25 protein-coding genes are annotated in these 21,134 nt (G+C 69.4%); 6 read left to right on the top strand and 19 right to left on the bottom strand.

The features are described 5' to 3' along the window. The coding region (locus tag ACMUOO_RS05605; RefSeq protein ID WP_413854914.1) for a sigma-54 interaction domain-containing protein at positions 1-1,045 on the top strand (1,045 nt) is incomplete at its 5' end. A gap of 4 nt (positions 1,046-1,049) precedes the next feature. Here ACMUOO_RS05605 and ACMUOO_RS05600 read toward each other — a convergent pair. After that, positions 1,050-1,817: an NAD kinase gene (locus ACMUOO_RS05600; protein WP_301917599.1), complete on the bottom strand. Its 768-nt coding sequence runs from the start codon at positions 1,815-1,817 to the stop codon at positions 1,050-1,052. A gap of 203 nt (positions 1,818-2,020) precedes the next feature. On the opposite strand from ACMUOO_RS05600, the gene glyA reads away from it, so the two are divergent. Then, positions 2,021-3,313, top strand: coding sequence for a serine hydroxymethyltransferase (glyA, locus tag ACMUOO_RS05595; protein WP_413854913.1), 1,293 nt, complete (start codon positions 2,021-2,023; stop codon positions 3,311-3,313). A 57-nt stretch (positions 3,314-3,370) separates the two neighbouring features. Here glyA and ACMUOO_RS05590 read toward each other — a convergent pair whose 3' ends face one another. Then, a complete protein-coding gene (locus ACMUOO_RS05590) occupies positions 3,371-3,742 on the bottom strand; it encodes a hypothetical protein (protein WP_301917984.1) in 372 nt (123 codons plus the stop codon). An 86-nt stretch (positions 3,743-3,828) separates the two neighbouring features. Here ACMUOO_RS05590 and ACMUOO_RS05585 point away from each other — a divergent pair, with 86 nt between their 5' ends. After that, the gene (locus ACMUOO_RS05585; protein WP_301917987.1) at positions 3,829-4,605 is read left to right on the top strand and encodes an alpha/beta fold hydrolase; all 777 of its coding nucleotides are present in this window, start codon (positions 3,829-3,831) and stop codon (positions 4,603-4,605) included. Here ACMUOO_RS05585 and ACMUOO_RS05580 read toward each other — a convergent pair. Both ACMUOO_RS05580 and ACMUOO_RS05575 read right to left on the bottom strand, forming a co-directional pair. Next, entirely contained in the window at positions 4,594-4,776 is a 183-nt protein-coding gene (locus tag ACMUOO_RS05580; RefSeq protein ID WP_291336153.1) for a hypothetical protein, read from the bottom strand. The genes ACMUOO_RS05585 and ACMUOO_RS05580 overlap by 12 nt on opposite strands. Positions 4,777-4,851: 75 nt before the next feature. Then, positions 4,852-5,157 (bottom strand): hypothetical protein, encoded by a 306-nt coding sequence (locus tag ACMUOO_RS05575; protein WP_301917983.1) that lies wholly within the window; start codon positions 5,155-5,157, stop codon positions 4,852-4,854. Between the two features lie 201 nt (positions 5,158-5,358). Between ACMUOO_RS05575 and ACMUOO_RS05570 the strand changes: the two genes are divergently transcribed. Further along, a complete protein-coding gene (locus ACMUOO_RS05570; protein WP_301917982.1) occupies positions 5,359-5,496 on the top strand; it encodes an entericidin A/B family lipoprotein in 138 nt (45 codons plus the stop codon). 10 nt (positions 5,497-5,506) lie between these two features. Here the strand turns inward: ACMUOO_RS05570 and ACMUOO_RS05565 are convergent, their stop codons facing one another. The 3 genes from ACMUOO_RS05565 to ACMUOO_RS05555 form a co-directional block, all read right to left on the bottom strand. Beyond that, positions 5,507-5,686, bottom strand: coding sequence for a hypothetical protein (locus ACMUOO_RS05565; RefSeq protein ID WP_301917981.1), 180 nt, complete (start codon positions 5,684-5,686; stop codon positions 5,507-5,509). 143 nt (positions 5,687-5,829) lie between these two features. Then, positions 5,830-6,159 carry a GYD domain-containing protein gene (locus ACMUOO_RS05560; RefSeq protein ID WP_301917980.1) on the bottom strand — a complete coding sequence of 110 codons (330 nt, stop codon included), beginning with the start codon at positions 6,157-6,159 and terminating at the stop codon, positions 5,830-5,832. 131 nt (positions 6,160-6,290) lie between these two features. Further along, positions 6,291-6,668 (bottom strand): putative zinc-binding protein, encoded by a 378-nt coding sequence (locus ACMUOO_RS05555; protein ID WP_301917979.1) that lies wholly within the window; start codon positions 6,666-6,668, stop codon positions 6,291-6,293. A 316-nt stretch (positions 6,669-6,984) separates the two neighbouring features. Here ACMUOO_RS05555 and ACMUOO_RS05550 point away from each other — a divergent pair, with 316 nt between their 5' ends. Continuing rightward, positions 6,985-7,377 (top strand): GFA family protein, encoded by a 393-nt coding sequence (locus ACMUOO_RS05550; RefSeq protein ID WP_301917978.1) that lies wholly within the window; start codon positions 6,985-6,987, stop codon positions 7,375-7,377. Positions 7,378-7,413: 36 nt separating this feature from the next. On the opposite strand, the gene ACMUOO_RS05545 is transcribed toward ACMUOO_RS05550, so the two are convergent. The 5 genes from ACMUOO_RS05545 to ACMUOO_RS05525 form a co-directional block, all read right to left on the bottom strand. Further along, positions 7,414-7,812, bottom strand: a complete 399-nt coding sequence (locus ACMUOO_RS05545) for a c-type cytochrome (protein ID WP_301917977.1) — start codon at positions 7,810-7,812, stop codon at positions 7,414-7,416. Positions 7,813-7,871: 59 nt separating this feature from the next. Further along, positions 7,872-8,279: a c-type cytochrome gene (locus ACMUOO_RS05540; RefSeq protein WP_301917976.1), complete on the bottom strand. Its 408-nt coding sequence runs from the start codon at positions 8,277-8,279 to the stop codon at positions 7,872-7,874. A gap of 74 nt (positions 8,280-8,353) precedes the next feature. Further along, positions 8,354-9,031 carry an ABC transporter ATP-binding protein gene (locus ACMUOO_RS05535; protein WP_301917975.1) on the bottom strand — a complete coding sequence of 226 codons (678 nt, stop codon included), beginning with the start codon at positions 9,029-9,031 and terminating at the stop codon, positions 8,354-8,356. Beyond that, the gene (locus tag ACMUOO_RS05530) at positions 9,024-10,310 is read right to left on the bottom strand and encodes a lipoprotein-releasing ABC transporter permease subunit (protein WP_301917974.1); all 1,287 of its coding nucleotides are present in this window, start codon (positions 10,308-10,310) and stop codon (positions 9,024-9,026) included. The genes ACMUOO_RS05535 and ACMUOO_RS05530 overlap by 8 nt, the downstream gene beginning before the upstream one ends. Positions 10,311-10,386: 76 nt before the next feature. Continuing rightward, positions 10,387-10,962: a TetR/AcrR family transcriptional regulator gene (locus ACMUOO_RS05525; protein WP_301917973.1), complete on the bottom strand. Its 576-nt coding sequence runs from the start codon at positions 10,960-10,962 to the stop codon at positions 10,387-10,389. Between the two features lie 72 nt (positions 10,963-11,034). Between ACMUOO_RS05525 and ACMUOO_RS05520 the strand changes: the two genes are divergently transcribed. Continuing rightward, entirely contained in the window at positions 11,035-11,712 is a 678-nt protein-coding gene (locus tag ACMUOO_RS05520) for an NADPH-dependent F420 reductase (protein WP_301917972.1), read from the top strand. A 15-nt stretch (positions 11,713-11,727) separates the two neighbouring features. On the opposite strand, the gene proS is transcribed toward ACMUOO_RS05520, so the two are convergent. From proS to ACMUOO_RS05485, 7 genes are all read right to left on the bottom strand, one after another. Continuing rightward, positions 11,728-13,065 carry a proline--tRNA ligase gene (gene proS, locus ACMUOO_RS05515; protein WP_301917971.1) on the bottom strand — a complete coding sequence of 446 codons (1,338 nt, stop codon included), beginning with the start codon at positions 13,063-13,065 and terminating at the stop codon, positions 11,728-11,730. A gap of 281 nt (positions 13,066-13,346) precedes the next feature. Continuing rightward, positions 13,347-14,990, bottom strand: coding sequence for a DNA repair protein RecN (recN, locus tag ACMUOO_RS05510; protein WP_301917970.1), 1,644 nt, complete (start codon positions 14,988-14,990; stop codon positions 13,347-13,349). A gap of 37 nt (positions 14,991-15,027) precedes the next feature. Continuing rightward, entirely contained in the window at positions 15,028-15,867 is an 840-nt protein-coding gene (locus ACMUOO_RS05505) for an outer membrane protein assembly factor BamD (RefSeq protein ID WP_301917969.1), read from the bottom strand. A gap of 123 nt (positions 15,868-15,990) precedes the next feature. Beyond that, the gene (lpxC, locus tag ACMUOO_RS05500; protein ID WP_301917968.1) at positions 15,991-16,914 is read right to left on the bottom strand and encodes a UDP-3-O-acyl-N-acetylglucosamine deacetylase; all 924 of its coding nucleotides are present in this window, start codon (positions 16,912-16,914) and stop codon (positions 15,991-15,993) included. Between the two features lie 214 nt (positions 16,915-17,128). Beyond that, complete coding sequence (ftsZ, locus tag ACMUOO_RS05495; protein WP_301917967.1) at positions 17,129-18,733, bottom strand: cell division protein FtsZ; 1,605 nt, start codon at positions 18,731-18,733, stop codon at positions 17,129-17,131. A gap of 170 nt (positions 18,734-18,903) precedes the next feature. Continuing rightward, entirely contained in the window at positions 18,904-20,235 is a 1,332-nt protein-coding gene (ftsA, locus tag ACMUOO_RS05490; protein ID WP_301917966.1) for a cell division protein FtsA, read from the bottom strand. Next, positions 20,232-21,134: a cell division protein FtsQ/DivIB gene (locus ACMUOO_RS05485; RefSeq protein WP_301917986.1), complete on the bottom strand. Its 903-nt coding sequence runs from the start codon at positions 21,132-21,134 to the stop codon at positions 20,232-20,234. The genes ftsA and ACMUOO_RS05485 overlap by 4 nt, the downstream gene beginning before the upstream one ends.

Genomic DNA, 21,134 nt, shown 5'->3' with positions numbered 1-21,134 from the left:
CGCCGCGATCGACAATGCGCTCGCCGACACCCGGCGCGGCGGCGCGGCGCTGACGCTCCCGCGTGCGGCACAGGCGCCGGGCGACTTCATCGGCTCGTCCGCGCCGATGGCCGAGGTCTACGCCAAGATCCGTTCCGTCGCCCGCTCCATGGCGACGGTCTTCATCACCGGCGAAAGCGGTACCGGCAAGGAGCTTTGCGCCCAGGCGGTACACGATCTGTCGAATCGCGCCGGCGCGCCCTTCGTGCCGCTCAACTGCGGGGCCATCCCGACGGAACTGCTGGAATCCGAGGTCTTCGGCCATGTGAAGGGGGCCTTCACCGGGGCTATTGCCGACAAGCCCGGCGCGGCGGCGGCAGCCGACGGCGGCACGCTCTTTCTCGACGAGATCTGCGAGTTGGACCTGAACCTTCAGACCAAGCTCCTGCGGTTCCTGCAAACATCCACGATCCAGCCCGTCGGCGCCACCCGTTCGCGCAAGGTCAATGTCCGCATCGTCTGCGCGACGAACCGCGATCCCTTGCAGGAGGTCCGCCGTGGCCGCTTCCGGGAGGACCTCTACTACCGGCTCCACGTCGTCCCGATCCACATGCCGCCCCTGCGCGACCGCGGCGCGGACGTGGTGACGCTCGCCGAGGCCGCGCTCGCGCGCTTCGCCCGGGAGGAGGGGCGGCAGTTCCAGAGCCTCGACCCCGATGTGAAGGCGCTCTTCCAGCGGCTCGGCTGGCCGGGCAACGTCCGCCAGCTTCTCAACGTCATGCGCCATGTCGTCGTGCTCAACGACGGGCCGGCCGTGACCCGTGCGATGCTGCCCGCCGAACTCCTTTCCGGTCCGGAAGCGCCCCGGCGCACCGCCCCAGTGCCGCAGAAGTCGGACCTTCCCCTCGACGGGCTCATCGGCCGCACCCTGGCCGAGATCGAGCGGCTGGTGATCGAGGAGACGATCCTCCGCCACGACGGCTCCGTGCCGAAGGCGGCGCGGATGCTCGATGTCTCGCCCTCGACGCTCTACCGAAAGATGGAAGCCTGGAAGACCAGGGCCTGACCCATCACACGAATTGCTCGCGCGTCAGCCGCTCCTCGAGCCCATGGCCCGGATCGAAGAGGATGCGGTGGCGGATCGACGTTTCGGAACGGATCTCGACCGAAACCACGTCCCGCACCGACTTACCGTCGGCATCCGCCATCACCGGGCGCTTGGCAGCCTCCAGAACGTCGAAGCGCACATGCGCCGACTTCGGCAGGATCGCGCCCCGCCAGCGGCGCGGACGGAAGGCGGCCATCGGCGTCAGCGCAAGCACCTCGGCGCCGATGGGCAGGATCGGCCCATGGGCCGAATAGTTGTAGGCCGTCGATCCGGCCGGCGTTGAGACCAGCGCCCCGTCGCAGACGAGCTCCTCCATCCGCACCTTGCCGTCGATGGTGATCTTCAGCTTCGCCGCCTGGGGACCGGCCCGCAGGAGGGAGACCTCGTTGATCGCGAGTGCCTCGTGCACCCGGCCATCGGTCGTGACCGCCCGCATGGCAAGCGGGTTGATGACCTCTTCCGCGGCCGCTTCGAGGCGCTCGATCAGCCCCTCCTCGGCGTATTCGTTCATGAGAAAGCCGATGGTGCCGCAGTTCATGCCGTAGACCGGCAGGTTCCGGGCCTGCGTGCCGTGCAGCGTGTTCAGCATGAAGCCGTCGCCGCCCAGCGCCACGATCACCCCGGCCTCGTCGAGCGGCACGGCCCCGTAGGCGGCGCCGAGCTTGACGAGCGCCTCCTGCGCGATCTCGCTGTCGCTCGCCAGAAACGCGATCTTGCTTGCCGCCCGCACCGCACTCCTCCGGCTGCCCGGCCCTTTGTCCCTCGCGCCGCGCGCCTTGACAAGCCCGTCACGCGTGCTGCGGAAGGGACGAAAATGCGTCGAACGGAGGAACCTGCTTCGCGCAGATGCGAATTCCTGTCGCATTCTTCCTTTCCGCAGGCCCCCCGCTCGGCTAAAGAGCCTAACGCACGTCCGGCCTCAGGAGATCGCTCATGTCCGCCACCCGCGATACCGGGTTCTTCACCGAAAGCCTCGCCTCGCGCGACCCCGAAGTCTTCAAGTCCGTCAGCGACGAGCTTGGACGCCAGCGCGACGAGATCGAACTCATCGCATCCGAGAACATCGTCTCGCTCGCGGTGCTGCAGGCGCAGGGCTCGGTCATGACGAACAAGTACGCCGAGGGCTACCCCGGCAAGCGCTACTACGGCGGCTGCCAGTTCGTCGACGTGGCCGAGACGCTGGCGATCGAGCGGGCGAAAAAGCTCTTTGGCTGCGCCTACGCCAACGTCCAGCCCAACTCCGGCAGCCAGATGAACCAGGCGGTGTTCCTCGCACTCCTGAAACCCGGCGAAACCTTCATGGGACTCGACCTCAACTCCGGCGGCCACCTGACCCACGGCTCGCCGGTGAACATGTCTGGCAAGTGGTTCAACGTCGTCTCCTACGGCGTGCGCCAGCAGGATCAGCGCCTCGACATGGATGCGGTCCGCGAAAAGGCGCGCGCGGCGAAGCCGAAGCTGATCATCGCCGGCGGCACCGCCTATTCGCGCGTCTGGGACTGGGCCGCGTTCCGCGAGATCGCCGACGAGGTGGGAGCCTATCTCATGGTCGACATGGCCCATATCGCCGGCCTCGTCGCCGGTGGCCAGCATCCCTCGCCCCTTCCTCATGCCCATGTCGTCACCACGACCACGCACAAGTCCCTGCGCGGCCCGCGCGGCGGCATGATCCTGACGAACGACGAGGACATCGCCAAGAAGGTGAACGCCGCCGTCTTTCCCGGCCTTCAGGGCGGGCCGCTCATGCACGTCATCGCCGCGAAAGCGGTGGCCTTCGGCGAGGCGCTGCGCCCGGAGTTCCAGTCCTATGCCGCGCAGATCGTCAAGAACGCCAGGGCCATGGCCGACGAACTGATGAAGGGCGGCATCGACATCGTCTCGGGCGGGACCGACAACCACCTGATGCTCGCCGACCTGCGGCCCAAGAAGGTGACCGGCAAGGCGACCGAGGCGGCCCTTGGCCGCGCCCACATCACCTGCAACAAGAACGGTGTTCCCTTCGACCCGGAGAAGCCTTTCGTGACCTCCGGCATCCGTCTCGGCACGCCTGCGGGCACCACCCGCGGGTTCGCGGAGCCCGAGTTTCGCCAGATCGCCCGGCTCATCGTCGAGGTGGTGGACGGGCTTGCCGCGAACGGCGACGAGGGCAATGCTGCGGCCGAGGCCAAGGTCCGCGCCGAGGTCAAGGCGCTCTGCGCCCGCTTCCCGCTCTATCCGGGCATGTGAGACGTCCCGCGCCGGACGCCGGATGCCTCCGGTGGCCGGTGCCATTCGCCCGCGCGGTCAGATGAAGCCGCGCCAGAGCAGGAGCGCCAGTACCAGCACCGCCGTCGCGGCGATGCCGGTGGCAAAGCCAGTCAGTATTTCCAGCACGATCGCCCTGCGCCGGGCCGAGCGGCCGAGCGGCTTGAGGTATCGAACGCAGGCATCGTAGGCGTCGGCGACGCGCTGGTGATCGAGCTGCATCTGCAGCCGCGGCACCGCCGCCTGTTCGGCCGACCGCGCCAGGAACTCCGCCTCGCGCCGCACCTTGCGGGGCAGGAACCGGCCACCGCGGCGGAGCTTGTCGCCAAGCCCCTGGCCGCGGACGCGCAGCCGCGCCTCCATCAGTTCGGCCACCCGGCCTGCCATCTGCTGAACACTGACGCCGCTCATGATACCCCCGCCAACCGAGGATACTGCGGCGCGGCGCCTGTCGCAACGTCACTGGAAGCCCGCGCGTGGCCACGCTAGACAGGCGCATGCTCAGCCATACCGACATCGGCGCGGCCGGCCGCCTGCCGCCCCTTCTCATCGTCCACGGCCTCTTCGGGTCCGCCCGGAACTGGGGGGCCATCGCCAAACGCCTTTCGGACGACCGCCGCGTCGTCAGCGTGGACATGCGCAACCACGGCTCCAGCTTCCGGGCCGAGAGCCAGTCCTATCCCGACATGGCCGGCGACCTCGCCGAAGTCATCGAGACCCTCGGCGCACCGATGGACGTGCTCGGCCATTCGATGGGCGGCAAGGCGGCGATGCAACTGGCGCTGACGCACGGCGAACTGATCGACCGGCTCGTCGTCGCCGACATCGCCCCCGTGGCCTACGGCCACAGCCAGTCCCACCTCGTCCGCGCCATGCGCGGGCTCGACCTCCGGGACCTTTCCGCAAGGTCCGAGGCCGACCGCCGCCTTGCCGCGGCCGTCGGGGACGCAGGGGTGCGGGCCTTCCTTCTCCAGTCGCTCGACCTCAAGGCCGACACGCCCGTCTGGCGGCTGAACCTCGACGTGCTGGAGCGCGAGATGGACAGGATCACCGGCTGGCCCGGCACCGAGGGACGCTTCGAGGGACCGGCGCTCTTTCTCGCCGGAGCCCTGTCCGACTATGTCCGGCCGGAACACAGGGAGAGGATCAAGCACCTCTTTCCAAACGCGAAATTCGCCAGGATTCCCGGCGCGGGGCACTGGCTACATGCCGAACGCCCGCGGGAGTTCGAGGCGGCGCTGCGAACCTTCCTGGAACGCCCCTCAGGCGGCTGACAGGTTCTTCGCGACAATCCAGGCGACCGGGACAGCGACCAGAAACCCGGCAATGGCGGCGACGATGATGCTCTTGAAATCGAAGAGATTCATCGTCAGTGCCGCGACGATGGCTGAGCCCGCGAGCGTGGCTCCGGCGAGCGTGTAGATGATGAGGAAGAGACGGAACATCGGCGTGATCCTTCGCATCGCGCGCGTTTTCCGTTTCCTTATATAGGGTTACGGGAGGTCTTGCCTTGATCTGGATCATTCCCGGCAGTCGAGCGCGAACCTTGCGACGCCGGTGTCGCCGGGAATCTTCGTCGTCATGGAGTTGGGGATGACGCGGCAGCCCGTCGCCGCCTCCGCCGCCTCGGACATGAGCGCCGGGACGCGGGCGCGGGCGGCTCGGGAGAGATAGCCCATCCGCACCACCTCCACCTCGCTGCCGGTTTGAAAGACAACGAAATCGAGGCCCCCGCGCGAAACCTCCGAGCGGACGGACCCGAACATGTCGGGGGCGGGCGTGGCGCCGCAGGCGGCGAGGAGAAGGAGGGCGGGAACCAAGCGCATGGCGCGATCCTCGGCGGTCGGGGTTAACGGGACGTTAACGCCGCTCGGCGTTCAACCCGCGTCGGTTTCCGGCAGGTTTTCCGTCGAGCATCCGTCGCGACAGCGCCACGCCGCCGGCACGGGCCCACGCTCGGAACCCCGGTCTTGAAAGCGGCGTTGGGTCGCGACACTATCGACACGACGCATGACCCGGAGTTGCCCATGATCCGCCTGACCCTCCCCCTCCTCGCACTCCTGATGCTCGCCGCCTGCGAGACGGTGAAGGGTGCGGGCCGCGACCTGCAATCGGCCGGCGCGGCCATCAGCACCGAGGCGGCCGAGGCGCAATCGTCGATGTGACGGGACCGGCTCAGCCGCCGGTGCGCCGCGCCGCAGCCACGGCCGAGGTGCCGATCACGGCGCCGGGCGTGCCCGAGGGCACGAAAAGCGCCGCCGGAACCTCGGGGCGAAACGCCTTCTTCGGGTTCTGCCCTGCCCAGAGCGCATAGGCGCAGACCACCACGGCCACGATAAAGAGAAGCCGATCCATCCGAAACCTCCCCTCCGAGAGACTGCTTCCGGGCGGGGAGTATGGCGGCCGAATGGGGCGGTTTTTGGACGGGGCGTCCGGCGCGGGACAATCCGGCCCGCGCCGGGCGTGGCCCTTCAGGTCGGCCCCCCGGTTCGGGCCCTTCAGCTCGGTGCGGCGTATTTCATCGCGATGGCGCCCGCGGCATTTTGCGCCTCGAGGAACTCGGCCGAGGTGAAGCACTGCACGGTCTTTAGGCCCGTAACCGCACCGGATGCGCCGGCGACCATCAGCGCCGCCAGCATCTTGGTCATGTCGCTAGACGTGACCCGCATGATGAAATCGGTCTCGCCGGTGGTCAGGAAATAGCTCTCGAGCTTGCCGCCGGCCGCCGCGATCAGGGCCGCTGTCGCCTTTTCGCGGTCGCTCGGATGGGCGATCATGCCCTTCATCGCGGCGGACGTGTAGCTGCCGGTGACGATGTATTGTGCCATTTCAAGGTCCCTTCCTGGCAGGCGCACGATCCCCGGCCCGCGGAAGTGCAGGCCGATCCCCGGAGCCCCACCCGAGGCGGAGTGTAGCATGGAACCGGACGGCGGGGGAGGCTGCTGCCGGGACGGCGCGCTCAGGGGGTGACCGGCTCGGCCAGAAGGCCCGCGACGATGCCGTCGAGCACGCATTCGGCCTCGGCCGGGTCGAAATCGGTGCCGTAGCGCTTGCGCACACCCATGTCGGAGAGAAGATGGTAGCGCGCCGCCGTCACCCCGTGCCGGGCGAGGCAGTTCTTCACGCAGGCGAGCGCGCAACCGTCGAGCGCGACGATCGGGCGGCCGGATTTGGCGATGCGAACGAGCTTCGGCACGTCGCCGCCGACCCCGGCGATGCAGGACATCTCTGCCAGCCCCCGGCGGTCGAGCTGGATGGCGACATGGTTGGCCATCTGCGCGGCGCTGGAACAGCCCGAGCAGGAATAGACGAGCGGCAGGTCGGCGCGCGATGCCATCTGGGGCCCCTCCGGGTCGCATCGGGTCTTCGGACCTTTTGCCGCAGCGGCGGCATGGCGTCGACGGCGCGGATTGTCGCGGGGCAGCGGGGGCCGGCACCACGCCGGACGCCGCCGCCCTCTCCCTTCCCCCCCAGGGGGGGGCGGAACGCGCGTTGCGGCCGGTTGGGTGGTGATGCAGTCATCCGGCGCGTTTCCGTCCCAGGGCACAGTAAATGTCACGGGCGGGCGCTCGGCGTCGGGCGCGGGGGCGCCCGTTGCAAAGAGGGCGCCCATCGCCCAGACTTCCCCGCGCCCTTCGCAAAGGAGTCCCCCAATGCCCACCGTCACCGCCGGCTGCCTCTGCGGCGCGGTCCGGCTCACCGCAACGGGCGCGCCCTGGCGCGTCGGCCTCTGCCATTGCCTCGACTGCCGCAAGCACCACGGCGCGCTCTTCCACGCCTCGGCCATCTTCCCCGACACCGCAGTGAGCGTGACCGGCGAGACGCGCGCGTTCCGGGGCCGGCACTTCTGCCCGCTCTGCGGCTCGCCCGTCTTCGGCCGTTCGGGCGACGAGGTGGAGGTGAACCTCGGCAGCCTCGACGCGCCCGACCGGTTCACGCCCACCTACGAGCTATGGACCGTCCGCCGCGAAGGCTGGCTGCCGCCCTTCCCGCTCCGCCACAGCTACAGGCACAACCGCGAGAACACGGGCCGGACGGAGGACTAGGCGGCGGTCCGACGGCGGCGTCAAGCGTTCGGCGTCTCAGCGCTGAAGGGTCTGCAGGTAGTTGGCGAGGGCAACAAGGTTCGCCGGGGTCGGCGTCGCCACCCCGTCGCCCGCGTCATAGAGGACGACCGGGCCCTCCTGCAGCACGACCCCAAGTTCCGGCATGACCGAGGCCCGGTCGCCACGGCGGGTATAGCCGTCGATCACCGACATGACCCGCGTCGTCGGGAACGTGCCGCCGTTGCGCGCGGCGATCCCGGTGAGGTCGGCGGGCGCACGATCGAGCCCTGCGGCGGCCGGCCCGTCCCCCCGCCCCGAGGCACCGTGGCACGAGAGGCAGTAGTCCTGGTAGAGCGCCCGGCCCGAGACCTGGCGCTCAGGTGCGCAGGCGGCAAGCGCCAGCGCAGCGAGAAGGACGGTGCCTGTCCGGGTCATTCCTGCCTCCCTGGGTGTTTCCTGCACTTTGCCCGCCGCCGCCGGGGGCCGCAACCCGGTCATTCCGCGACCTGAATCGCGGCGAGGTAGTCCGTCAGCGCCAGCACCCGCGCCGAGGTGATCACGGGCGTCCCGTCCGGCGCATCTGCGGCCGCGGTATCCTCGGCGAAGAGCGCGCCGAAGAGCGGCATCGGCCCGCCGTGCCCCCTGAGCCCGGTGCGCCCGTCGATCAGGTGCACGACCTTCAGCCAGGGGAATTCGCCCCCGTTCCGCGCCGCGATCCTGGTAAGATCCGGCACCGGGATGCTGATGAGGTCGGCCATCGGCCCGTCGCCCTTCGCCTCTGCCCCGTGACAGGCGGCGCAGGCCCCTGCGAAGGTCGTCCGGCCGAGTTCCAAGTCTGCGGCGGCGGCATGAGACGCTGCGAGCGTGAAGAGCGACAGGGCAAGAGCGGCGGTTTTCGGCATCTTCGGTCTCCATTTGCGCTGCGATCCTCCGCCGGAACGGGGCGTGGCGCCTTGATCCGGATCAGAGGCGCGGGTCACGGGTTCGGCCCCGCGTCGAGCCGCACCACCCGGTCCATCCGTGCCGCGAGTTCCAGATTGTGCGTGGCGATCAGCGCGGCAAGTCCTGTCCCGCGGACAAGCTCCATGAGCACGCCGAACACCTGATCGGCGGTCGCGGGGTCAAGGTTCCCCGTCGGCTCGTCCGCCAGAAGGAGCTTCGGCGCATTGGCGAGCGCGCGGCAGAACGCCACCCGCTGCTGTTCGCCGCCCGAGAGCGCGGCCGGACGGTGGTCCGCCCGCCCGGCAACGCCGACGCGGGCCAGAAGCTCCCGTCCGCGCGCCTCCGCCGCGGCCTTCGGCACGGCATTTGCAAGCTGCGGCAGGACGGTGTTTTCAAGCGCCGTGAACTCCGGCAGGAGGTGGTGGAACTGGTAGACGAAGCCCACCTCGCCCCGCCGCGCCTCGGTCCGCACCCGGTCCGGGAGGCCGGTCATCTGCCGCCCGGCGATGGTGACCGTGCCTTCGTCGGCAGTGTCGAGCAGTCCCGCGATATGGAGAAGCGTGGACTTCCCCGCGCCGGAGGGCGCCACCAGCGCCACCACCTCGCCCCGCGCCACCGTGAGGTCGAGCCCCGAAAGCACCCGCACCTCGCCCGGCGTGCCCTTCAGGTAGGCTTTCGAGATGCCGCGAAGTTCCAGCACCGGCTCACTCATAACGCAGCGCCTCGACAGGGTTCATGCGTGCCGCGCGGCGGGCGGGGAAGATCGTGACGGCGAAGGACAGGACCAGCGACAGCGCCACCGCCCGGCCTACGTCCCAGGCCCTGAGTTCGGCGGGCAGCCGGTAGATGCCGCGGATCGAGGGGTCCCACGCCCCCCCGCCCGTCAGCCAGTTCACGAACGACATGATGCCGTCGATGTTCCAGGCGATGAGACAGCCGAGGATCACGCCCGCAATCGTGCCGAGAACCCCCGTGAAGGCCCCGCAAAGGAAGAACACGCGCAGCACCGAGCCCTCCGTCAGGCCCATCGTCCTCAGGATGCCGATGTCGCGGCCCTTGTTCTTGACCAGCATCACCAGACCCGAGGTGATGTTCATTGCGGCGATCAGGACGAGAACGGAAAGGATCACGAACATCACGTCGTCCTCGATCTTCAGCGCATTCAGGAAGGCGCCGGAGGAATCCCGCCAGGTCCAGAGAAGCGTCCCCTCGCCGCCGGTTTCGAGCAGAGGCAGAGTGTAGTCGTCGATCGCTTCGGGGTCTGCCACGAAGACCTCGATCTCGTCCGCCCCCGCCTCGCGGTTGAAGAAGCTCTGCGCCTCGGCATAGGGCATGTAGATGCGGGTGCGGTCGATATCCCATCGCCCGGCGGTGAAGACATAGACCACCTCGTAGGCATTCACGCGGGGGCTCGTGCCGAAGGCGGTCTTGGCGCCGCTCGGCTGGATCAGCTTCACCCTGTCGCCGACGCCGAGCCCGAGTTCGCGGGCGATGCCCGAACCGATCGCGATTCCCTCGCCGAAGCGGTCGATATCGCCGAGCGATTCCTCCGACCCGGCCACGCGCGGGATCGCCTTCAGGTCTTCGGGCGCGATGCCGTAGACCTCGGCGACGTTCGACCGCTCGTTCGCCGTGACCATCGCCTGGCCACGGATCACCGGCGCGGCGCGGGTAACGCCGGGAATGGTGCGGATGTCGGTGGCGAGCTTGCCCGCATTCACGATCGCCCGCGTCGCCACGCCGTTCTCGTCGAGGTAGGTCGCCCGCGAGACCGCGACATGGGCGTTGGCGCCGAGGATCGTGTCCACGAATTCCGCCCGGAACCCGGCACGGACCGCCATCGTGGCGACAAGCGCCATCACGCCGAGCGTGATGCCGAGGAGGCTGATCCAGGTCATAACGCTGACGCCGCCCTCGGCGCGGCGGGCGCGGAGATAGCGCCAGGCAATCATGAATTCGAAGGGGGAAAAGGGCGCGGTCCGGCCTGCCACGTCTGCTCCTGTTCTGGTTGGCGCGACATTGCGCCGGCGCCTGCGGCGGGTCAAGCCGATGGCCGGCACGCGACGGTCAGCCCGCGATCTTCCGCAGGACCAGACGCGCGGCGTCGAGCGGCGCCTCGCCACCGAACATCCTGACGCCGGCCCAGACACCCTCGATCAGCAGGAAGACCGCCTCGGCAGTCTGCCTCGGCAGGGCGAGACCCTGCGCCCGCGCCCGCCGTTCGAGCTCGTCAAGCACCCGCCGCTTCGCCTCGGCCGCCGCCACATGTGCGGGGTGGCCGGGGTCGGAGAACTCGGCCGCGGTAACCTGAAACGTGCAGCCAAGGCAGCCGTCTGCGGCCGCCAGCGCGATCATCGCCTCGGCATAGGCCAGAAGCGGCCGGGGGCCGTCGTCCTGCGGCGCCGCCGCCGCGGTCAGCGCCTCGGCCCGCTTTACCCAGGCCACGATCAGGTCGTCCTTCGACGGAAAGTGCTTGTAGAACGTGGCCTTCGCCACCCCCGCCTCGGCGATCACCCGGTCCACGCCGACCGCACGGAAGCCCTCGCGGTAAAACAGCGGCCCGGCGGTACTGAGGATGCGCTCGCGTGCCGGCGGCGCCGAGTCCGCCATCTGGGCGCCAGCAAGGGCGGAGTCGCTTGACATGTAGACAGACCTGTCTGTATTCCTCGTCCGCGGATAGACGGACCTGTCTGCCCATACCATGTGGAGGCTACCATGAAAATAGCGATGCTCGGCGGCGGGATGGTCGGACAGACGCTGGCCGGCAAACTGCTCTCGAACGGCCACGAGGTGACCATCGGTATCCGCTCGGCCGCCGCCGCGGAACTGTCAAAGCCGCGGAACTTCGCCGACACGCTGAAGGACTGGCAGGCGCGGACCGGCGGCCACGTCGCGACCTTCGCCGAAGCGGCGGCCGGGGCGGAGCTTGTCTTCAACGCCACCAGCGGCCTCGTCTCGCTTGCCGCGCTCGCGGCCGCCGGTGCGGAGAACCTCGCCGGCAAGATGCTGATCGACGTGGCCAACCCGCTCGATTTCTCCCACGGCATGCCGCCGTTCCTGCCGGCGGCGCTGAGCGAGCGGACCTCGCTCGGCGAGGAGATCCAGAAGGCCTTCCCCGCGGCCCTGGTGGTGAAGGCGTTCAACACCATCTCGGCCCCGGTGATGGTGCAGCCCGCGCTCGTGCCGGGGGTGGAGCTTCTCATCGCCGGCAATTCGGCGGAGGCCAAGGCGCGGGTCGCGGCGCTGGCCCGCGACGAGTTCGGCTGGGCCGGCGTGGTCGATCTCGGTGACATCGCAGGCGCGCGCGGCACCGAGCACCTGATGCCGCTCTGGCTCCGGCTCTTCCTTCAGGGAAACTCGCCCCTCGTCGCGCTCAAGGTGATCCGCGGCTGAGCCCCCCGGGGAAACTCAGCGCCCCGCGTAGATCGCCGCGATCCGGTCCACCGCCGCCTCGGGGCTCATCTCCTCGCTCTCGCCGGTGCGGCGCGAGGTCAGTTCGACCTTGCCCGCCGCCAGCCCGCGCGGCCCGACGGTGATCCGCCAGGGCAGGCCGATCAGGTCCATGGTGGCGAACTTCGCCCCCGCCCGCTCGTCCCGGTCGTCGTAGAGCGCCTCCAGCCCCTTCGCCTTCAGCGCCGCATAGAGCGCGCCGCAGGCCGCATCCGCCGCCCCGTCGCCCTGCTTGAGGTTGACGATGCCGACAGGGAAGGGCGTGACGCCCTCGGGCCAGATGATGCCCTTTTCGTCGTGGTTGGCCTCGATGATCGCGCCGAGAAGGCGGCTGACGCCGATCCCGTGGGAGCCCATGTGGACCGGCACGCGAGCACCCTCGGGCGTGACCACCGTCGCCCCCATCGGCTCGGAATACTTGGTGCCGAAGTAGAATATCTGCCCCACCTCGATGCCCCGACCGACCTTGCGGTGCGCCTCCGGGATCGCCTCGAAGAGCGCCGGGTCATGCGTCTCGTCGGTGCGCGCATAGAGCGAGGTGAATTCGGCGCAGACCCCGGCGACCTCGTTCCAGTCGTCGTAATCGACTTCGCGGGTGCCGAGCTTCAGCTGTGTCACCCGGTCGTCGTAGAAGACCTCGCTCTCGCCCGTGGAGGCGAGCACCAGGAATTCGTGCGTGTTGTCGCCGCCGATCGGCCCCGAGGCCGCGCGCATCGGGATCGCCGTCAGGCCCATCCGCTCGTAGGTCCTGAGGTAGCTCACCATGTGGCGGTTGTAGGCGTGCAGCGCGGCGTCCTTCGTCAGGTCGAAGTTGTAGCCGTCCTTCATCAGGAACTCGCGCCCCCGCATGACCCCGAAGCGCGGGCGGATCTCGTCGCGGAACTTCCACTGGATGTGGTAGAGCGTCATCGGCAGCGACTTGTAGCTTTCGACATGGGCGCGGAAGATGTCGGTGATCATCTCCTCGTTCGTGGGACCGTAGAGCATGTCGCGCTCGTGCCGGTCGCGGATGCGCAGCATCTCCTGCCCGTAGTCGTCGTAGCGACCGGATTCGCGCCAGAGATCGGCGGGCTGAAGCGTCGGCATCAGAAGCGGGATATGTCCGGCGCGCTGCTGTTCCTGGTGCACGATCTCCTCGATCCGGCGCAGCACCTTGTAGCCCATCGGCAGCCAGGAATAGATGCCCGCCGCCTGCTGCTTGATCATTCCCGCGCGCAGCATGTAGCGGTGCGAGACGATCTGCGCCTCGGCGGGGTTTTCCTTCAGTACGGGGAGGAAATAGCGGGAAAGGCGCATCTGGTCGCGGTCCTCGGATTGGCGTCGCCCCCGGATATGCGAAAGCCCGGCCTCAGGCAAGCCGCGGCCGTGATCCGGCGGCGCCCCGTTCCGGGGCAAACCCTTCCCCTCGCGCCCGTGCCGGGCGCTCGCGACGCCTCCGGCGGGAGTATTTTCCCCACATTGAAAGGAGGGGGCTTTCATTGTGGCGCAAATACTCCCCGCGGAGCGGGCCCGATGGGCCCCGCAAAAGCCCGGGCGTGAAGGATCGCGTGGCGCCCGGCAGGGGCGCCGCCGGCGGATCAGCCGTCGAGGAGCGCGCGGGCGGCGGCGCGGGCCGCGTCGGTGACGTTCTCGCCAGCCAGCATCCGGGCGATCTCGTCCACCCGTTCCGCCGGAGCGAGCGCCGTGACGGTGGAACTTGTCCTGCCATCTTCCACGCGCTTTTCCACGCGCCAGTGGTGGGCGCCCCGCGCGGCGACCTGCGGCGAATGGGTGACGACAAGGATCTGCGCCCCCTCCGCCAGCCGTTCGAGCCTGCGTCCGACGGCGTCGGCCGTGGCGCCGCCCACGCCGCGGTCGATCTCGTCGAAGATCATGGTCACCGGCGAACCGCCCCGTGCGAGGCAGACCTTGAGCGCGAGGAGGAAGCGCGACAGCTCGCCCCCCGAGGCGATCCGGTTCAGCGGCCCTGCCGGCGCACCCGGGTTCGTGGCGACAGTGAACGCCACCTGGTCGGCCCCCTCGGGGCCGGGATCTGCCGGCGTGATCCCCGTGACGAAATGCGCCCGCTCCATCTTCAGCGGAGCAAGCTCGCCGAGGATGGCCGCGTCGAGCCGGGCGGCGGCCGCCGTTCGCGCTGCCGTGAGCCGCGCCGCCTCGGCCGCGTAGCGCGACTCCGCCTCTGCCTGCCGCGCCCGAAGCGACTTGAGGTCCGCCGCACCGCTGTCGAGCAGGCCGAGCTTCGCCCGCATCTCGCTCGTGAAGGCGCCGAGGTCATCGGCCGCCACCCCGTGCTTGCGCGCCGCCGCGCGGATCGCGAAGAGCCGCTCCTCAACGGCTTCGAGCTCGCGCGGGTCGTGGTCGAGCCCTTCGAGCGCGCGCTCGACACCCTGGCTCGCCTCGCCCAGTTCGGTCAGTGCCCGTCCAAGCGCCGCGAGCGGCGCGTCGAGCATCCCCTCCGCCCTCGGCGCGGCCACGTCGAGCCAGCGGACCGCATTGCCCATGAGCCCCTCGGCCCCCTCCGGTCCGAGTGCCTGGTAGGCGCGGGCGACATCCTCGCGGATGCGCGCGGCCGCCTGCATCAGCCGCCGTCGCATGTCGAGTTCCGCCTCCTCGCCCGGCCGGGGGTCGAGCCGGTCGTGTTCCGCGACCACATGGCGCAGGTAATCCTCCTCCGCCCGCATCGCTTCCAGTCGGGCCTCGGCCTCGCCCAGCGCCCGCGCGGCGGCGGCGCGGGCCGCCCATGCGGCTCGGACCGCGCCGAGATCGGCGCCGGCGAAGGCGTCGAGAAGCTGGCGGTGGCCGCGCGGGTTCAGGAGTCCCCGGTCATCCTGCTGGCCGTGAAGCTCGACCAGCGTGTCTGCGAGGGCGCGCAGCACCTCGGCCCCCGCCCTGCGGTCGTTGACGAATGCGGTCTTGCGGCCATCGGCGGCGGCGATGCGCCTCAGCACCAGTTCGTCGTCCAGGGGAAGCCCGGCCTCCGCCAGCACTTCTCGCGCGGGATGATCCGCGGGCAGGTCGAAGACCGCCGTCACCTCGCCCTGCCCCGCGCCCGCGCGCACCAGTTCCGACCGACCGCGCCAACCGAGGACGAAACCGAGACAGTCGAGAAGGATCGACTTGCCCGCCCCTGTCTCGCCGGTCAGCACGTTGAGCCCCGGCCGGAACTGCAGCTCCAGCCTGTCGATGATCAGCATGTCGCGGATGTCGAGCGACCTCAGCATCCTCGCCCCCCGGGGTAGGGTCCGCCTCAGCGCGACCTCACAGCCATTCGCCCCGGATCACCTGGCGGTAGACCTTGGCGAGCCAGCTGTCGCCCCGGGCCTTCGGCTCCAGTCCCTTCGACGTCAGCAGCTGGTAGCTGTCCTGATACCACTCCGTCGACTGGAAGTTGTGACCAAGGATCGCGCCCGCCGTCTGCGCCTCGTCGGTGAAGCCGAGCGAGAGATAGCTTTCCACCAGCCGGTGCAGCGCCTCGGGCGTGTGGCTCGTGGTCTGGAAGTTCTCGACCACGACGCGGAAGCGGTTGATCGCGGCGGTATAGTGCTTGCGCTTGAGGTAGTAGCGCCCGATCTCCATTTCCTTCGCCGCGAGATGGTCGAAGGCGAGGTCGAACTTCAGGATCGAGGACTTGGCGTAGTCGCTGTCGGGATATTCCTCGATCACCGCCCGAAGCGCCTGCAGCGCCTGGTAGGTCAGGCCCTGGTCGCGCCCCACCTCGTCGATCTGGTCGTAGTAGGACAGCGCGAGGAGGTATTTCGCATAGGCTGCGTCCTCCTCTGCGGGATAGGTATCTATGTAGCGCTGCGCGGTGGCGCGGCTCTCTTCGTAATTGCGATCCTTGTGATAGGCGAAGGCCTGCATGATCAGCGCACGCTTGGCCCATTCGGAATAGGGGTAGAGCCGTTCAACCTCGGCGAAATACTTCACCGCGTCCTCGCCCTTGCGCGAGGTCTCAAGCTGGTACTCGCCAAGCTTGTAGATCGCCTCGGCGTCGAGCTGCGTGAGATCGGGCTCGCGGTTGCCGCCGCCGCAGGACACGAGAAACGCCACGAGCGCGAGGCTGCCCAACAGACGCGCCGCTTTCCCGCCCCGAGCCATGCCTGCCTACCCACTTCCTGCTTCACGTTTTTCCGCCCCGGAGAAGCCCCCGGGGCAGCGGTTCGCCTCGTCCTAGCACAGAAAAATCCGGGGCGCAAAACGCCTTTCGCACCCGCCCCGCGCTCAGGCGACGGCGGGAATATCGTCGCGGTTGACGCCCGTTCCGGGCAGGAGCCGGCGGCGCGCGGCATCGCATTCGATCAGCCGGTAGGCCGTGGGATCGGCAAAGAGCGCGCGCAAGAGGCGGTTGGTCATCGCATGGCCCGCGCGGTTGCCGGTGTACCGGCCGAGGATCGGCGCCCCGGCAAGCGCAAGATCGCCCAGCGCGTCGAGCATCTTGTGGCGCACCGGCTCGTCGGCGCGGCGCAGCCCCCCGGGCGACAGCACCCTGTCGCCGTCGAAGACGACGGCGTTCTCGCCCGGATTGCCGCCAAGAGCGAGACCCTGCGCCAGCATCGCCTCCACGTCCGCCTGGCGGCAGAAGGTCCGGCAGTCGGAAAGCTCGCGCAGGAAGGCGCCGTTGGCCATCGACAGCCGCTTCCGCTGGTGGCCGATCGCGGCATCGGCGAAGTCGATCTCGAAGTCGATCTCCAGCGTCTCCGCAGGCTCCAGCCGCGCCAGGGCCGGCCCCTCGCGGACTTCGACCGGCTTCAGGATTTCGAAGCAGCGCAGCGGCGCGGCGAGATCGCGCACCCCACGGGCGAGGAAGGCCGCCGCGAAGGGCGCCGAGGAGCCGTCGAGAATCGGCACTTCCGGCCCGTCGATCTCGATCAGAGCGTTGTGGATGCCGCAGCCCGACAGCGCCGCCATAAGATGCTCGATGGTGGAGACCTTCACGCCCTGGGCGTTGCTGACCTCGGTGCAGAGCTTCGCATTCTCCACCGCCGACCAGTGCGCCTGCACCATCGGGTCGCGGCCGATCACGTCGGTGCGGCGGAACCAGATGCCGTACTCGGCCGATGCGGGAAGCACCGTCATGCGGGCCCGGAGCCCGGAATGAAGGCCCGTCCCGCTGAAGGTTACCGCCGATCTGATCGTCGTCTGCACGCTTGCCTCGTTTCCCGACAGGGGGATCCTTTCGTCAGCGTTGAGGTAATCGCGGCCCCGGGCAAGCTCAACTCACTCTTTGCAACGGAATGTAACATTGGGACGAATGGGCGGTAACAGCGCGCCACGGCGCAGGTGCATGTCCGCCAATTCCCTGATCCCAAATGGAAAAGGGCCGGATCGCTCCGGCCCTTCAAGTCGATGTGCGCTTCCTTCAGTTGGCCTGGCGGCGCAGGAAGGCCGGAATCTCGATCCGCTCCTGATCGGGGTCGAGATCGGGTTCCTCCTCGTAGGCGGCCGAAACGCGGGGCTGCGCGCGCAAGGCCGGGGCCGTCCGCTCCGGCTCGGGCGCGCCGTGCCCGGCCATCCGGTTGAGAAGCGTGTTGATGCCGAAGCGCGGTTTTTCCGCGGCCGGTGCTGCGGCGGGCCGGGCGGCCGCTTGCGGCGCCGGCTGGGAGGCCGCGCGGGCCTGGGCGGCCGGCTGCCGGTTCACCGCCGCCTGAAGCCGCGCCATGGCCTCGGGCGTGGGCGTGCCGGGCGCGCGCGGACGCGGCGCGACGAAACCTTGCGCCTCGTCCTCCACATGCAGGCTCGCCGCCTGGCCGGGCTTCGGCGCCGGGGCCGGGCGATAGGCGGGGGGCGGCAGGTCGTCGCCAGCGAGGTCGGCGTTGAAGAGGTTGCGCTCCTCGTCGTCGTGCGGCTCGATGGCCGAGGCGACGGGCGCCGGCTCCTCGACGACCGTCTGCGCGGCGGGACGGGCCGGCTGCGCGGCCGGCTTCGCCTCCAGCACCATCGCCGGCTGCAGGGGCTCGGCAAGCCGGCGGCGCGGCGCCGGGACCTCGGCCTTGGCCGGGGCCGCGTCGATGCCGGTCGCCACGACCGAGACGCGCATCATGCCTTCCATCGCATCGTCGAGCGTCGAGCCGACGATGATGTTGGCATCGGGGTCCACTTCCTCGCGGATGCGGTTCGCGGCCTCGTCGAGTTCGAAGAGCGTAAGGTCGGTGCCGCCGGTGACGTTGATGAGAACGCCCTTCGCGCCCCTCAGGCTGATTTCGTCCAGAAGCGGGTTGGCGATCGCCTTCTCGGCGGCCTGGATCGCGCGGCTCTCGCCGCTCGCCTCGCCGGTGCCCATCATGGCCTTGCCCATCTCGTCCATCACCGCGCGCACGTCGGCGAAGTCGAGGTTTATGAGGCCGGGACGAACCATCAGGTCGGTCACGCCCTTGACGCCCTGGTAGAGCACGTCGTCGGCCAGCGCGAAGGCTTCGGTGAAGGTGGTCTTCTCGTTGGCCAGCCGGAAGAGGTTCTGGTTCGGGATGATGATCAGCGTATCGACGACCCTCTGCAGCGCCTCGATGCCCTCCTCGGCCTGGCGCATCCGCTTCGAGCCCTCGAACTGGAAGGGCTTGGTGACGACGCCGACGGTCAGAACGCCAAGCTCGCGCGCAGCCTGGGCGATGATCGGCGCCGCGCCGGTGCCCGTGCCGCCGCCCATGCCGGCGGTGATGAAGCACATGTGCGCCCCGGCGAGGTGATCGACGATCTCCTCGATCGTCTCCTCGGCGGCGGCGGCTCCGACGGTCGGCCGGGCCCCCGCACCAAGGCCCTCGGTCACCTTCACACCCATCTGGATGCGCGCCGGCGCGTGGCTCTGGGCCAGCGCCTGGGCGTCGGTGTTCGCGACCACGAACTCCACCCCGTCGAGCTGCTTCTCGATCATGTTGTTGACGGCATTGCCGCCGGCACCACCCACCCCGAACACGGTAATCCGCGGCTTCAGGTCCTCCCGCTCCGTCATCGTCAAATTCAATGCCATTGTTTCCGCCTGTCGTGTCCCCGGCCCAATGTCGGCCACCTTTTCCGCATTGCCGCGATTTTACTGAGACTTTTCTTCAAGGTCACGCGAAAAACTCGAAAACACCACAAAATCTGGGGGGTTCCTGATGCCTCTCAGCGGCATTTCGCCGACCTCTCAAGATCGTGTGGTTACCAGTTGTCTTTAAACCATTTCATAGCCCGCCGGAGCGACCGCGCCGGGTAGCGTTCTGCCGGAATCTCGAAGTCCCACCACTCGTCCTGCGGGTGGGCGGCAAAGAGACAAAGACCGACGGTTGAGGAAAACGCCGCCCCCGTCGCCGCCTGCGGCAGGCCCTGGACCCTGAGCGGACGCCCGAGTCGCACGTTCTGGCCGAGGATTCGCGCGGCGAGCCCTTCGAGCCCCGGAATCTGGCTCGCCCCCCCGGTCAGCACGATCTGCTGGCTTGGCAACTGCTCGAAGCCGGCTGCGTCGAGAATGCCGCGCACCTCCTCCAGTATCTCCTCAACCCGCGGCCGCATGATGCCGATGAGTTCCGTGCGCGAGACCTTGCGCCGGTCCTTGTCCCAGTCGCCGCAATCGGCGCCGATCTCGATCATCTCGCGGTCGTCCATGCCGGTGGCCTGCACGCCGCCGTGGATCGTCTTGATCCGCTCGGCGGTGGCCAGAGGCACCCGGAGCCCCTTCGAGATGTCCGAGGTGACATGATCCCCGCCCATGCGGACGCTCTCGGCGAAGATCATGTGCTTCTTGATGAAGATGGAGATGCCGGTGGCGCCGCCGCCCATGTCGATGCAGGCCGCCCCCAGTTCCTGTTCGTCCTCGACAAGGCTCGCGAGGCCCGAGACATAGGCAGAGGAGGCGAGCCCCGCGATCTCCAGATCGCAGCGGCGGATGCAGTAGATGAGGTTCTGCACCGCGGCCGTGTCGATCGTCAGCAGGTGCATGTCGGCCGCCAGCCGGTTGCCCACGTGCCCGCGGGGATCGCCAAGGCCGGACCGGTGGTCGATGGCGAAGTTCACCGGATGGGCATGGAGCGCCTCGCGCCCCGGACCGTAGTCGGGCACCTCGCAGGCGGCGAGGACGCGCGCCACGTCCTGCTCGCTCACCTGCCCGTCGCTGAGCTCGATCTCTCCGGCGAGCCCGTAGCTTCTGGGATGGGCGCCGGCGAAACAGGCGATGACATGGTCGACGCGCGTCTGCGCCATCTTCTGCGCGGCCTGCACCGCCGTCCTGATCGCGCGCTCGGTCTCGGCCATCGCGTCGACCTCGCCGAAGCGCACCCCGCGCGAGCGGGTGGTGGCCGCGCCGATCACCCGGAACTGCGACTGGCCGGCAAGCGCCCCGAGCCCGTCGTCGGCCCCCTCCGCGGCGTTCTCGAACTTCAGGACGAGGCAGGCGATCTTCGACGTGCCGACGTCGAGCACGGCAACCACCCCCCGTTGCAGCGCCGCGCGCCGCATGTTCCGCATCGCCCGCTGGGACTGATAGAGATCGGTCATGGTCCGGATACCTTCATCTCACCCTCGGTTTCACCCGTCGCCGGCGGCGCAAGCCGGAGCGTCGGGCGCATCTCGTTGCGCAGGTCCACGGCCGTGAGGTCGCGGCCCAGCATGTCCTCGGCCTGGTCGAGCGCGATGACGCGCTGGATCGCCGTCACCGGATCGGCCTCGGGCAGCAAGATCCGCTGCTGGCGGTCCAGCACGACGTCCCAGCGCCGCTCGCCCATGCGGACAAGCCCGCGCAGGCGGGCTTGGATCGGCTCGGCCGCGGCGAGGATCGCCAGCGCCTCGGGTACGGCCTGCCCGGCGCCGTCGCCGGCGATCACCGGCAGGTCGGGGCGCGCGCTCCGGTCGAGCAGGGTTGCCACCCGGTGCCCGGTCGCATCAAGCATTTCGAGCGTGCCGCCCCGCCGCCAGAGCACCGCCGGCACCCTCTCCGTCACCTTCACTTCGAGCACGCCGCCCTTGCGGATGCGCAGCTCGGCCCCCGCCACCGCGTCGATCTGCGCAATTGTCGCCCTGAGGGCCTCGAGGTCGATGCGGAACGACGAAGCCGGCAGCGTCACCGGCAGCATGCCGCGGATCGCGTTCGCCACCGGCTCAGAGGCGCCGTCGATCGCCATCAGGCTCACCATGAACTCCGGCCGGTTTTCCACGCTCTCGCGCAGCTCGGCGAGCCGCAGCTGCATCGCCGCCCGCCGCCCGGCGTCGCCGAGCCACCCCGCCGTCACCGCGAGGACCAGGGCCGCGGGCAACCCGACCCGCACCGCCTTGCGGAATCCGGGCGTCAGCCAGAGCCGCTCCACCCGGTAGGCCAGCCGCGAAGGGGCCGGGTCGCGCTTGTCGCGCCGCAGTTCGTCGCGGTAGCGTCCCGCCGCTCCGCCCCGCCTGCCGAGCAT

This window comes from Albidovulum sp., assembly GCF_041919395.1.
GTDB lineage: Bacteria > Pseudomonadota > Alphaproteobacteria > Rhodobacterales > Rhodobacteraceae > Albidovulum.
The sequence above is the reverse complement of the archived record's forward strand: the minus strand, read 5'-3'. Positions and strand labels throughout refer to the sequence as shown.